The 14,753-nt window shown below is 35.4% G+C and carries 8 protein-coding genes; 5 read left to right on the forward strand and 3 right to left on the reverse strand.

Annotation, left to right across the window (positions count from 1 at the left end; translation table 11 throughout):
• Window positions 1-66: 66 nt before the first annotated feature.
• The 4 genes from rpoB to N4A45_11355 all read left to right on the forward strand — a co-directional run bounded on the left by rpoB (window position 67) and on the right by N4A45_11355 (window position 9,384).
• Window positions 67-3,885, forward strand: coding sequence for a DNA-directed RNA polymerase subunit beta (rpoB, locus tag N4A45_11340; GenBank protein ID MCT4665815.1), 3,819 nt, complete (start codon window positions 67-69; stop codon window positions 3,883-3,885).
• 67 nt (window positions 3,886-3,952) lie between these two features.
• Entirely contained in the window at window positions 3,953-8,212 is a 4,260-nt protein-coding gene (rpoC, locus tag N4A45_11345) for a DNA-directed RNA polymerase subunit beta' (GenBank protein MCT4665816.1), read from the forward strand.
• Between the two features lie 348 nt (window positions 8,213-8,560).
• Window positions 8,561-8,869: a hypothetical protein gene (locus N4A45_11350; protein MCT4665817.1), complete on the forward strand. Its 309-nt coding sequence runs from the start codon at window positions 8,561-8,563 to the stop codon at window positions 8,867-8,869.
• A 185-nt stretch (window positions 8,870-9,054) separates the two neighbouring features.
• Entirely contained in the window at window positions 9,055-9,384 is a 330-nt protein-coding gene (locus tag N4A45_11355) for a DUF3467 domain-containing protein (protein ID MCT4665818.1), read from the forward strand.
• A gap of 179 nt (window positions 9,385-9,563) precedes the next feature.
• Here the strand turns inward: N4A45_11355 and N4A45_11360 are convergent, their stop codons facing one another.
• The 3 genes from N4A45_11360 to N4A45_11370 form a co-directional block, all read right to left on the reverse strand.
• On the reverse strand, window positions 9,564-10,523 hold the full coding sequence (locus N4A45_11360; protein ID MCT4665819.1) for a GNAT family N-acetyltransferase: 960 nt from the start codon (window positions 10,521-10,523) through the stop codon (window positions 9,564-9,566).
• 12 nt (window positions 10,524-10,535) lie between these two features.
• On the reverse strand, window positions 10,536-11,363 hold the full coding sequence (locus N4A45_11365) for a 1-acyl-sn-glycerol-3-phosphate acyltransferase (protein MCT4665820.1): 828 nt from the start codon (window positions 11,361-11,363) through the stop codon (window positions 10,536-10,538).
• A gap of 177 nt (window positions 11,364-11,540) precedes the next feature.
• The gene (locus N4A45_11370; GenBank protein ID MCT4665821.1) at window positions 11,541-13,199 is read right to left on the reverse strand and encodes a DEAD/DEAH box helicase; all 1,659 of its coding nucleotides are present in this window, start codon (window positions 13,197-13,199) and stop codon (window positions 11,541-11,543) included.
• Between the two features lie 229 nt (window positions 13,200-13,428).
• Here N4A45_11370 and N4A45_11375 point away from each other — a divergent pair, with 229 nt between their 5' ends.
• Complete coding sequence (locus tag N4A45_11375; protein ID MCT4665822.1) at window positions 13,429-14,751, forward strand: short-chain dehydrogenase; 1,323 nt, start codon at window positions 13,429-13,431, stop codon at window positions 14,749-14,751.
• Window positions 14,752-14,753 lie beyond the last annotated feature (2 nt).

Consider the following 14,753-nt stretch of genomic DNA (forward strand, 5'->3'; position numbering starts at 1 on the left):
GACTCCTAAACCCTTTTGTGTTTAAAAACACGCCGTTCTCAATTTACACCTATAAATTTTTGTCAATTGAATACAAATTCGACCTTACAACGTCAGCGTTTCAGCTTCGGAACCGTAAAAACGGAACACCTTTTTCCGGATTTATTGGATATCCAAATCAAGTCTTTCCAAGACTTTTTTCAGCTGGACACCAAAAATGAAGCAAGAACCTCAGAAGGACTCTACAAAGTATTTATGGAGAACTTCCCGATTACCGATACTCGTAATCAGTTCGTTCTTGAATTCTTGGATTATTTCGTAGATCCACCAAAATACACCATCGAGGAATGTATAGAACGTGGACTTACGTACAGCGTTCCATTAAAATGTAAGCTAAAACTATATTGTACAGACCCAGAGCATGAAGACTTTGAGACAATCGTACAAGAAGTTTATCTAGGAACTATTCCATATATGACTCCTAGAGGAAGTTTTGTTATCAATGGTGCCGAACGTGTTATTGTATCTCAATTACACCGTTCTCCTGGAGTTTTCTTCGGACAAAGTTACCATGCTAACGGAACCAAACTTTACTCAGCAAGAGTAATTCCATTTAAAGGATCATGGATCGAGTTTGCTACAGATATCAACTCGGTAATGTATGCCTATATTGACAGAAAGAAAAAACTTCCTGTAACAACCCTTCTTAGATCTATTGGTTTTGAAAGAGATAAAGATATCCTCGAAATCTTTGACCTTGCAGAAGAAATAAAAGTCAATAAATCTTCTCTAAAGAGAGTTAAAGGAAGAAAATTGGCAGCTCGTGTACTCAAAACGTGGTTTGAAGACTTCGTAGATGAAGATACAGGAGAAGTAGTATCTATCGAAAGAAACGATATCCTTTTGGATCGTGATGTAGAAATCGATAATGATACAGCAGAAATCATCCTTGAAGCAGATATCAAAACAATCTTGGTTCATAAAGATGATGCAAACAGTGCTGAATACGCCATTATTCATAACACCCTACAAAAAGATCCTACCAATTCTGAAAAAGAAGCGGTAGAACATATATATAGACAACTGCGTAATGCAGAACCGCCCGATGAAGAAACAGCTCGTGGAATCATCGAAAAATTATTCTTCTCAGAGACTCGTTATAGTCTAGGAGAAGTAGGACGTTACCGTATCAACAAAAAAATGGGAACAGATATTCCTTTTGATCAACAAGTATTGACACAAGGAGATATCTTGAACATCATTAAAATGTTGATTCGTTTGATTAATTCAAGAGAAGAAGTAGATGATATTGATCACTTGAGTAACCGTCGTGTACGTACCGTTGGAGAGCAACTTTACAACCAGTTCGGAATCGGATTGGCTCGTATGGCTCGTACCATCCGTGAAAGAATGAACGTAAGAGACAATGAAGTCTTTACACCTATTGATTTGATTAATGCAAAAACATTATCATCGGTTATTAATTCTTTCTTCGGAACAAACCAGCTTTCTCAGTTTATGGATCAAACCAATCCACTTTCTGAAGTAACTCACAAAAGAAGAATGTCTGCCCTAGGGGTTGGAGGTCTTTCTAGAGAAAGAGCCGGTTTTGAGGTTCGAGATGTTCACTATACACACTACGGAAGACTGTGTCCTATTGAAACACCTGAAGGACCAAACATTGGTTTGATTTCTTCACTATGTGTGTTTGCCAAAGTAAACAAAATGGGATTCATTGAAACTCCTTACCGCCCAGTTAGAGATGGTATTATAGACATCAATGAAACACCAAGATATCTTAGTGCAGAAGAGGAAGAACAAAAGAAATTTGCACAAGCAAACCTTGCTTTTGATGAAAAAGGAAACTTTATAGAGCAAAGAGTAAAAGGTAGAGAAATGGGAGATTTCCCAATTATCACACCTCAAGATGTTGATTATATGGATATCGCTCCAAATCAAATCGCCTCTGTATCTGCCTCATTGATTCCTTTCCTAGAACACGATGATGCCAACCGTGCCTTGATGGGATCAAACATGATGCGTCAGGCAGTACCACTTCTTAAAGCCGAGGCTCCAATTGTAGGAACAGGTCTTGAAAAGCAAGTAGCACTCGACTCTAGAATCTTGATAAAAGCTGAAGGAAATGGTGTGGTTACTTTTGTGGATGCCAATAAGATTGTGATAGATTACGATAGAACAGAAGAAGAAGAATTAATCAATTTTGATACTTCTGTTGTAGAATATAAATTGATCAAATTCCAAAAGACAAACCAAAGTACCTCAATTAACCAAGTACCTATTGTAAGTGTTGGTGAAAGAGTAACAAAAGGTTATGTTCTTACAGAAGGATACTCTACCCAAAATGGAGAACTTGCTTTAGGTAAAAACCTTAAAGTAGCCTTCATGCCTTGGAAAGGATACAACTTTGAGGATGCCATCGTAATTTCTGAGCGTGTAGTTAGAGAAGATCTATTTACTTCTATCCATATTGACGAATATACTTTAGAAGTAAGAGATACTAAACTTGGACCAGAAGAACTTACTGCGGATATTCCAAACGTAAGCGAAGAAGCAACCAAAAACTTGGATGAAAATGGAATGATTAGAGTAGGTGCTCATATCAAACCAGGAGATATCCTTATCGGAAAAATTACACCAAAAGGAGAATCAGATCCAACACCAGAAGAAAAATTACTAAGAGCAATCTTTGGAGACAAAGCTGGTGATGTAAAAGATGCTTCTTTAAAAACTTCTCCATCATTAAGAGGGGTTGTTATTAACAAAAAATTGTTCTCACGTTCTATCAAAGATAGAAAAAGTAGAGCAAGAGATAAAGAATTATTGCTAGAGCTAGATGCTGAATTTGCAGCTCAGTTTGCAGCACTAAAAGATACTTTGGTTGAAAAATTATTTAAGATCCTTAGCGGAAAAACTTCTCAAGGAGTAGTGAATACTCTTGGAGAAGAAATTATCCCGAAAGGAACAAAATTCACCCAAAAACTACTTCATGCAATTGAAGATTATAACTCTGTTCTTACTTCAGGATGGACTACAGATGATAAAAAGAATGAATTAGTTGACCAATTGATTTACAATTATCGTAAGATGAAAAGTGAAATCAAAGGGGAAAAGAAAAGACGTTCTTTTGTAATCTCAGTAGGAGATGAACTACCAACAGGAATCTTGAAATTGGCAAAAGTATATATTGCTAAGAAAAGAAAACTGAAAGTAGGAGATAAGATGGCAGGTCGTCACGGAAACAAAGGTATTGTTGCCCGTATCGTAAGAGAAGAAGACCTTCCTTTCTTAGAAGATGGAACAACTGTAGATATCGTATTGAACCCACTTGGGGTACCATCACGTATGAACCTTGGACAGATCTATGAAACTGTACTAGGTTGGGCAGGAGAGAAGCTCGGAATGAACTTCGCAACGCCAATATTTGATGGAGCTTCATTGGATCAAATTACCGATTATACAAAAGAAGCAGGTGTACCAGAATTTGGACACACGCATTTGTATGATGGATCTACAGGAGAAAGATTTGACCAACCAGCTACCGTAGGTATTATCTATATGTTGAAACTAGGACACATGGTAGATGATAAAATGCACGCACGTTCTATTGGTCCATACTCGTTGATTACACAACAACCACTTGGAGGTAAAGCCCAATTTGGAGGTCAGCGTTTTGGAGAAATGGAAGTTTGGGCACTCGAAGCCTTTGGAGCCTCTAATATTCTTAGAGAAATTCTTACGGTAAAATCAGATGATGTAATCGGAAGGGCGAAAACTTACGAAGCAATCGTAAAAGGAGATATCATGCCAGAACCACGTATCCCTGAGTCATTCAACGTATTGCTACACGAACTTCAAGGGTTAGGACTTAAAATAACCTTTGAATAACGATGACTGTGCTAGGTGCCTTCGGGCACCTAGATATAGCTCTTTTTAATTATTAAGCTTCAAGACTATGGCAAGAAAAGAAGATAAATCAGCGGTAAACAGCCGTTTCAATCAAATAACAATTAGTTTATCATCTCCAGAGGATATCATCGAGAAATCAAAAGGTGAAGTTCTTAAACCAGAGACGATTAACTACCGTACATATAAACCAGAACGTGAAGGTCTTTTCTGTGAAAGAATTTTTGGTCCAACCAAAGATTATGAATGTCACTGTGGGAAATACAAAAGAATCCGATACAAAGGAATCGTTTGTGACCGCTGTGGGGTAGAAGTAACAGAAAAGAAAGTAAGACGTGAGCGTATGGGACATATCCAGTTAGTGGTACCTGTTGCTCATATCTGGTATTTCCGTTCGTTGCCTAACAAAATAGGATATTTATTAGGACTTCCTTCAAAGAAGTTGGATCAAATTATCTACTATGAAAAATATGTAGTAATTAATCCAGGTATTGCAAAAAATGCCGAAGGTGAGCCATTGACAAGATTGGAATTCCTTTCAGAAGAAGAATATCTAGATATTTTAGATACGCTTCCAATGGAAAACCAATACTTGGAAGATAATGACCCTAATAAATTTGTTGCAAAATTAGGAGCTGAGGCATTAATCGATTTATTATCAACAATAGATCTAGAGAAAACTTCATACAATTTGCGTCACCAAGCAAATAACGAAACTTCTCAACAAAGAAAAGCCGAAGCACTAAAAAGACTTCAAGTAGTAGAAGGGTTTGTAGATGCAAACAAACGTATTGTAAACAAACCAGAATGGATGATCTTAAAGGTGATTCCTGTAATTCCACCAGAATTACGTCCTCTTGTACCACTAGATGGTGGTCGTTTTGCTACTTCAGATCTAAATGATCTTTACCGTAGAGTAATTATCCGTAACAACCGTTTGAAGCGTTTGATGGAAATCAAAGCTCCAGAGGTAATCTTGAGAAACGAAAAACGTATGCTCCAAGAAGCGGTAGATTCTCTATTAGATAATACTAGAAAATCATCGGCAGTAAAATCGGATTCAAATAGACCATTGAAATCCCTTTCTGATAGTTTGAAAGGTAAACAAGGGCGTTTCCGTCAAAACTTACTTGGTAAGCGTGTAGATTATTCAGCTCGTTCGGTAATTGTTGTAGGACCAGAACTTAGAATGTATGAGTGCGGGATTCCAAAAGATATGGCAGCCGAACTTTACAAGCCTTTTATCATTAGAAAACTAAGAGAAAGAGGAATTGTAAAAACCGTAAAATCTGCAAAGAAAATTATCGATAGGAGAGATCCTGTTGTATGGGATATTCTAGAAAATGTTATTAAAGGTCACCCAGTATTACTAAACCGTGCTCCAACACTGCACAGATTGGGTATCCAAGCATTTCAACCAAAACTTATAGAAGGTAAAGCAATCCAACTTCACCCATTGGCATGTTCGGCATTTAACGCCGATTTTGATGGGGATCAGATGGCCGTTCACTTACCGCTAGGACCAGAGGCTATTTTGGAAGCTCAAATATTGATGCTCGGTTCACACAATATCTTGAACCCTGCAAACGGAGCACCTATAACAGTACCTTCTCAGGATATGGTATTGGGGCTTTACTATATGACAAAAGGTAGAAGAAATACTCCTGCATACCCAATTAAGGGAGAGGGAATTAAATTCTACTCAGCTGAAGAAGTAAGAATAGCTTACAACGAAGGAAAAGCAGACTTAAACGCTATTATTGAATGTAAAGTAAACGTTCTTGAAGATGGTGAGTTGAAGTTTAAATTGATTGAAACTACAGTAGGTAGAGTACTCTTTAATGATGTAGTACCTAGAGAAGTAGGGTTTATCAATGAAGTATTGACTAAGAAAGCTTTAAGAAATAATATTGGTAAAATATTAAAAATTACCGATGTACCTACCACATCTAATTTCCTAGACTCTATTAAGAACCTTGGATATTATATGGCATTTAAAGGTGGACTTTCTTTCTCATTGGGAGATATCATTATCCCAGAAGTGAAAGCTAAAATGGTGGCAAATGCTACAGACACGGTAAACGGAATTATCGATAACTATTCGATGGGTCTTATTACCAACCAAGAAAGATATAATCAAGTAGTTGATGTTTGGACAAAAACCAATGCCGAACTTACAGAAACAGCTATGAATATTCTGAGTACAGATCAACAAGGATTTAACTCAGTTTACATGATGCTAGATTCTGGAGCAAGGGGTTCTAGAGAGCAGATTCGTCAGCTTACAGGAATGAGGGGACTAATGGCAAAACCACAAAAATCAGGATCTGATGGTGGAGCTGTTATCGAAAACCCAATCCTTTCAAACTTTAAGGAAGGTCTTTCGATCCTTGAGTACTTTATCTCTACCCACGGTGCGCGTAAAGGTCTTGCCGATACCGCCCTTAAAACAGCCGATGCAGGATATCTTACTCGTCGTCTTGTAGATGTATCACAAGATGTTATCATTAATGAGCAAGATTGTGGAACGCTTAGAGGACTTGTAGAAACTGCCTTGAAGAAAAACGAGGAAATCGTTGAAACGCTTTCTGAAAGAATCATTGGTCGTGTATCACTACACGATATAGAACACCCAGAAACAGGAGAAATCATTGTAACTGAAGGTGGTGAAATTACTGAAGAAATTGCTGCAGAAATAGAAGCTGCAGATATCGATTCTGTTGAAATCCGTTCTGCACTTACTTGTGAATCTAAATCAGGAATTTGTGGAAACTGTTATGGACGTAACCTTGCCACAAACCGTATGGCTCAACAAGGTGATGCCGTAGGAGTTATAGCAGCGCAGTCTATTGGAGAACCAGGAACACAGCTTACACTTCGTACCTTCCACGTTGGAGGGGTTGCCGGAGGTTCGGCACAAGAAAATACGATTGCTGTAAAACGTGCCGGTATTATTCAGTTTGAAGATGTTCGTACTGTTGAAACAAAATCTGAAGATGGTAAGAAAGGTAATGTAGTTATCGGTCGTACTGGAGAAATGAGATTAGTGGATGAGAAAACAGGAATTGTACTTGCCAATAACTTGATTCCTTATGGATCTTTCTTACAAGTGAAGAATGGAGACAAAGTGAAAAAGGGTGATGTAATCTGTGAGTTTGATCCATTTAATGCCGTAATCCTTTCAGAATTTAAAGGAACTGTTGAATATTTGAATCTTCAAAAAGGAATTACCTTCTCTGAAGAAACAGATGAGCAAACAGGATTTACCCAAAGAATTATTAAGGAAAATCGTGATAAGAAAAAAGTTCCAACGATTAATATCGTAGATTCTAAAGGAGAACTTATCCGATCATATAACCTACCAGTAGGTGCAAATATCAACGTAGATGAAGGAGAAAAAGTAGGCGCAGGACACATTCTTGCAAAGATGCCAAGATCTACTTCTAAAGCGGGAGATATTACCGGGGGTCTTCCACGTGTAACAGAACTCTTTGAAGCACGTAACCCATCGAATCCTGCTGTTGTATCTGAAATTGATGGAATGGTTTCTTACGGAAAAATCAAAAGAGGTAACCGTGAGGTAATTGTAACATCAAAAACAGGGCAGATTAAGAAATATCTGGTATCGCTTTCTAAACAGATTCTTGTACAAGAAAATGATTATGTTCGTGCAGGTAGAAAAATTTCTGATGGAGCAATCACTCCAAAAGATATCTTAGCTATTGAAGGACCTACAGCAGTACAACAATACCTAGTAAATGAAATCCAAGAGGTTTACCGTCTACAAGGGGTAAAAATCAACGATAAGCACTTTGAGGTAGTTGTTAGACAAATGATGCGTAAGCTTCAAATTTTGGATGCTGGTGATACTAAATTCTTAGAAAATTCATTGGTACACAAAAATGATTTCTTGGAAGAAAATGATATGATCTTTACAATGAAGGTAATTACAGACCCAGGAGGTTCTGAAGAACTTCATGCAGGTCAGTTGATTTCTCTAAGAGAGTTGAGAGATGAAAACTCAAAATTAAGAAGAAAAGATTTAGCACTTGTGGAATACAGAGATGCACAGCCAGCAACGGCAATGCCAGTATTACAAGGTATTACAAGAGCTTCTCTTCAAACAAAGAGTTTCATGTCTGCAGCATCTTTCCAGGAAACAACAAAGGTACTGAACCAGTCAGCTGTTAGAGGACAAGTAGATTACTTAGAAGGTCTTAAAGAAAACGTTATTGTAGGACATAAAATTCCTGCAGGAACTGGTTTCAAGCATTATGAAGAACTTAAAGTTTCTCGTGCAGAAGACTAATAAAAAAAGTTTACCCATAATAAAAAAACAATCCATGAATCATCTTCATGGATTGTTTTGTTTTAAGGCTATTTTTCGCATTTTGTCCGTGAAATAGGATTGTTTATCGAAGTTTCTGTTATTCCTATTCCTATTATTATTTAATTTATAACCAAAATAATTTATTATGAGAACTATTTTTATAGGCATTACTATATTATTTACCTCAATGTTATCTATTCAATCATGCTCTAAAGAAGTAATAGAAACATCAACAGAATCTTCTACGCTTATCAAAAGAAATCTGCAGAAGAATCTCTAAGCAGCACTCCTAGTACTTGTGGGCTTAGAAGCGGAGAAAAATTAGCCATGACATTTCCTTTTAGTCTTGGTAAAGAGCGTTTTAAGGATATTTTCTCAGGTACTTTTAGATTTTTGGAACCAGGGAAACACTATCTTAGGTTTACTGTAAATAAGGAAGAAGGGAAACTAAAAATAAGTGTAAATAATTTTCCACAACCTGTTACCACTCCGCCTTCTTCCGATCAAGTGTTGTATGAAACAAAGTCTGATGTGCTGGCACATGAGTATTTACTTAATTATACTTGGAATCTTCATTTTAATCCAGAGATGGGTTTGTCTCCTTGTGAGAATGATTTTGAACTTATTATATTGTAAATTTGTTGTTAAGACATGAATAAATAAAGGCTAAATCCTTCTATTCAAAAGAGATATCGATATAGAGAATTGTTGTAGACAATTATGATATTTAGAAAAGGTTATCTATTTTACTAGGTAGCCTTTTTGTTTTTAAGAAATAATGTAAATTCGGAAAACGAAAAAAAACGATTAATAAATCAATCATGTCAGATAACAAAAACGAAAACAATATCAGCATAGAGCTGACAGAAGAAACAGCAAATGGACAATACAGCAATTTGGCAATCATCAATCATTCGCCATCAGAGTTTGTATTAGATTTTGTAAATATGATGCCTAATGTCCCTAAAGCAAAAGTTCAGTCAAGAATGATTATGGCTCCTATTCATGCCAAAAGATTACTTGCGGCACTTCAACAAAATGTTCAAAACTATGAACAAGCTTTTGGTGTAATTGAGGATAAAGTTCCTGCTGGAAGTGGTGTGCCAAACACAATGAATATGCCTTATATGGGGACCAAAGGAGAAGCTTAAAAGGTTACGATGCTATTATTAGGTGCTATATTTATTCTTTTCAGAATGCTTATTCGCAACACCTATTAGGAATCCTCAATCTTTTGATACAGTTCAATTTTCCAAAATATAGGAAAAACAAAAACACCACCAAAAAAATCTATTTTTTTGGTGGTGTTTTTGTTTTTATTCTTACAGTATTATCGATTTTTTTCTTCTCGGTAAGACTGAGTATATCGATCAAAAATATGTTTGTGAATATCATCTATAGTCAGTAAAATTCCCGTTTCTTCCACATTTCCAAAATCGGGATTTGAAGCTGTACCGAAAGTTTTCATAGTATCTGAAAGATGCATATAAGAGTTGATAAGTGGGGGTACCATTTCTTTGCGTTCTCTTACAAAACTCTTCAAGAATTTATACCCTTCCTTAAAGTTACTTACATTCTGAAGAGCGCCCTTAAATTGAGTAATATTGGAAGTCAGCCCTCTACTCATTTTCGGTTCTACCAAATGATCTTTATCAGGGAAAAAATATTTCATTACATAAAGCAATGCATCACGGCATTCTGCTTGGTAATCCTTGTACATGGTTACTTTCCCAAATAAATAACGAATTTCGTCTTGATGTCTCACCACTAAAGCTCCCAGTCCGTCCCAAAGATTATCTAAGGCAAAAAGCCCTTTTTTGGGATTTTGATTTGGTTGATATTCTGGACGAATCCAAGATCTTCCTAGCTCTATGGTATAAGGAAGATACAATCGTTTAAAATCCTCAGAAAAATCAAAATAATTGATAGTAGAAAGCTCAAGAGGCTTAGTATCTAGTACATCTTTACAGAGAATATAACGATACCCTCCAATAATTTCTTCTTCTTCTGGAGACCAAACGATCAATTGTTGATAGCAATTGGCAGAAGTATCATAAGAATCTAGGTCCAATTCTTTACCTGTTCCTCCTCCAGAAGAGGCAAAGGTGATTTCTCGTAAGCGACCAATTTCCTTTAAAGTATTAGGAGCATTCTGGGCATTAATAATATAAATTTCGTTATCAAGCTTATTCGTTTTTCTTACGAAGCGTTCTTGGTTAAGCTCTTTTTTTATGAGGGCTTTATCTATGGGAGGATGTATATAACTTAAATCTGTTTCTTGGGTAGTCATCTTGTTTTTCTTTTATTGATAAACAATTTCTCTAACATGGTTTGCCCATTCTTTATCCGTTTTACTTTTATCAAAAGTAGTATGAGGAATAGGTTTTCCAAAACGAACTTTTACGGTTTTCCCTTTGAGTTTAAAAAGTTCATGAGCCAAATAGAGCATTTCAATATTCGCCTTTATTCCAAGAAAGGTACGGATATTTGCTAAGCGATAAAAGAAATTACTCAGTTTTCCATCTATAAACACAGGAACTACGGCTTTATCATAACGCTTGGATCTTGAAACAAAAGTCTTTTGCCATTCAAAATCTCTTACTTTTCCCTTAATTTTTCTACTCACAAATCCAGAAGGAAAAAGAAAAATAGCTTTGTCTGAGGCGAAAAGTTCATTGACTTTCTCTAGGCTTTTAGCCGATTTTTTACCGTGTAAATTCACACCTACAAACATTTCTTTAAGGTTCTCTAGATTTAAGAGTAAATCATTCACAATAAAATTAATGTCCTTTCTTATAGGTTTAAGAATCGTAACAATAGCTAAGGCATCCATTCCACCAAGTGGATGGTTAGCAGCTAAAATAATACCACCTTTAGTAGGAATATTTTCTATACCTTCTACTTCTAGGTTAATTCCAAATCTTTGAATAATATTTTCACAAAAAGCCTCATTTTTGAGTTTTTTGTTTTCTATAATGATTTGATTAATTTCTTCTTGATGAAGAATTCTTTTGAGATAACGAATGATAAAACCTGGAATTTTTTTGGTAATTCCTGGGTTTTTGGATTCCATTAATTTTTCTAAATCAATAAAACGATCCTCAACAGCGATGTCTTTTTTTTGCTCCATTTTGTATCCTTTTGAGATAGATATTCCCCTTCGAGAATCTTATTTTTGGTCTGAAGAACTGAAATATAAAGTACAGTATTCTGTAAGTCAAATAAAAAGGATATTCTCGAAAAGTTATTGTAAAAAAAAACCGATTAATTGATTAATCGGTTTTCAATTTCGTTCATTAAAAATAAACTAATTTCTTCTTCTACGTCTTCTTTCGGGACTTTTTCTTCGTCCTGGACGAGATTTTTTTTCTTTCGTAAGTTCTACACTCACATTTCTGCCTTTCCAGGTAGAACCATTAAATTTATCAAAAACAAGTTTTTCGTTTCTTGATGCTACAGTAAAGAAAGAGAAAGTTTTCATTACATCTACATGAGTGAAATCATCTTTTCCAAGACCTGTAGTTTCTCTCAAGACGTCTTTAAGTTCTGTCCAAGATTTAAAACCATCTTTTTCTCCAATGCTGATATAGAATCTTTTTCTATCTCCTTTTCCGCTTCCTCGTTCATCATTTCTTTGTCCTTTGTGGTTGATATCATCATCAGATACCCCCTTCAAGAAGATTTCCATTTCCATGGTAACGAATTTTTGAAGCAATTCTTCTTTGGATACTGCATCAAATTCTTCACTAAGGTAAGAAGTGTATTTGGAAATTAATTCTTCGTTGATTTCTTGGTTTTTAAGCTTGTTAACTACCTGCATCAACTTGTTGTTCGCTACATCTTTTGACGATGGAAGGAGAACTTTATCAAATTCTTTTTTGATAACTCTTTCAATAGCTTTAATCTTTTTTCTTTCACTAGAAGTCGTAATAGAAATCGAAATTCCGCTTTTACCTGCTCTTCCTGTTCTACCAGATCTATGTGTGTAAGATTCAATTTGTTCAGGGAGTTTGTAGTGAATTACGTGTGTAATATCATTTACATCTATTCCTCTGGCTGCCACATCTGTTGCTACTAGAAATTGGATATTTCTTTTTCTGAAATGCCCCATTACGGTATCTCTTTGAGCCTGAGATAAATCACCATGAAGAGGACCTGCGTTATATCCATCATTGATTAATTTTGCAGCTACATCTTGTGTTTCATGACGTGTTCTACAAAAAATAACACCAAACATATCTTGTTGGAAATCAATCAATCTTTTGAGAGCTTGATAACGATTGAAGTTTTGAACAACCACATACTGGTGTGCTACATTATTACTTCCTTCGTTTTTTCTACCACAAGTAATTTCAAAAGGATTGCTCATATATTCTTTAGCAATTCTTGATACTTCTGGTGGCATAGTTGCCGAGAATAACCATGTATTTCTTTCTTCACCGCATCGGTCTAGAATAAAATCAAGATCATCTTTAAAACCCATATTAAGCATTTCGTCAGCTTCATCGAGAATACAAACCTTGATTTCTTCAAGTTTAATCATTCTTCTCTTGAGCATATCTTTTAATCGACCTGGTGTGGCAACTACGATTTGCGGGTTTCTTTTAATATCGCGATATTGGTTTTCAATACTTGCTCCACCATAAACAGTTGCCACTTTTATTTTTGGTAAGTACTTGGAAAAGCTTTTGATGTCTTCTGCAATTTGCAATGCCAATTCTCTTGTTGGCGAAAGAATAACACCTTGTATGTGCTTTTTGCTCGTGTTGATGTGTTGCAATAATGGGAGAGAAAACGCTGCGGTTTTTCCTGTTCCTGTTTGTGCCAATGATACAAGATCCGACTGATCTTGAAGTAGATGAGGAATGGCTTTTTGTTGTACTTCCGACGGTTTTTCGTATCCTAAGTCTCCAACTGCTGCCACCAAACGTTCATCCAAGCCTAATGCTAAAAATGGGTTGTCCATTGTGGTTGTTTAAAATTAATCTGCAAAGGTACGATTATAATTAGGTAAAAGTTTTTTTTGATTCATTTTTGATTCATTTTTGATGAAAATATTTAAAATTAATAGTTTATTGCCTTTGTGGTATCATCTATTTATTTAACAGATTAGTAAGGAGGGTCTTATTGTTTTGGATATTTTTAAACTCGGTATTTTTTGCTTAAAATTGTCTTCGAATTAAAATTTAATTAGAATGAAATTATCATATTATTCTCTTTTGGTTTCTCTGGCTATCATATTTTTACAGGTTAGTTGCACTTTTGAAGAAGATTCAGACCAATATTTATTGGAAAAAGATAAGAAAGAATTAGCGGGCAGTTTAAAATCTGATAAAATTCTGATTTATAAATTTGGTAAAATAGCGATAAGATCCTCGGCTGTAAAAGATCCTCTTTCTGATGATTTAAAAGATTTTCAAAAGGATCTTCAGTCTGTTTCAGAGGTGATGTTAGATAACGAAGTTGATGATCTAGAATCCTTAACTGTTTTGGATTATCTAAAAATGTATCGAACTTATCGCAGTTTAAAAAAGTTTGTTATACAAACGGATGAAGATATTTTCCCGACGCTTATAGAGTCCTTAAATTTTGTTTATGGAGATTCGAATCTAAGATCAGAGCCTTTTATGCAGGGTGAAGAAAGAATTCAAGCTCAAAATATAGAGCACGCTTTATTGAGTATTATGGTGTTGTTTAGTAAAGACTTAGGGAAAGAGGTTTCGTTATATGAGTGTTCGAAGACTAACCCCGAGTCATTACCTGATTCTGAAATTAAAGGATTATTACAATTCTGTAGAGCATTCTTGTTTTTTGAAAAAGGTCTATTTTACTTGTCAGAGGATGAGATATCTAGAAATATTAATTGGTTAAACGAAAACCAAAAAATGGACTTACGTTATACGCGAATGTTTTTCAGATGGGGGCATCTGAATGACGAGACTACTTATAAAAAATTTCACGCTATTAACCATTTATTTAGAGGGATGAATAGACTGATGATGGAGAGAGAAATAGATGACAAAAGGGCTTTAGAAGATTTTGAGGTAGTAATAAATGACGCTCATGCGTTAGGTGTGGATAATGAGTTAATATGGGGAGTGGAAACGTATTTTTATTTAAAAAATGACGAGCCTGAAAAGGCAATTTTGGCAATGAGTAAACTCGAAAAAAGTAAATTTTTTTCTCAAAGGGAGAAAAAACATTTTCGTGAATCTATTGAATATGTAAAGAATCGGAAGAGTGACGATATGCTTAATGGAGTTTTTGATAAATATTTTTTAAGCAAAGTAGCCAGTAAATATCTCTTTTCTATATTGGCAGAGGTGAATTGGGAAAAGGTCTTAAAAGATGAAAAAGTTCCACATGTCGAAAAAATATTTGAAAATAAAAGAAGAGTAGAAAAAATTATTCAAAAAATAGAAAAGTATTCCAGCGCAGAAGGTATTGAAGAAAAAGGAGAACAAATCAAACAGGAAAGTAAGAGAATCTGGGAAAAAGCTAAGGGACTGTTAGAATAACT

It is taken from the genome of Flavobacteriales bacterium (assembly GCA_025210805.1).
In the GTDB taxonomy this organism is placed as follows: Bacteria; Bacteroidota; Bacteroidia; order Flavobacteriales; family CAJXXR01; genus JAOAQX01.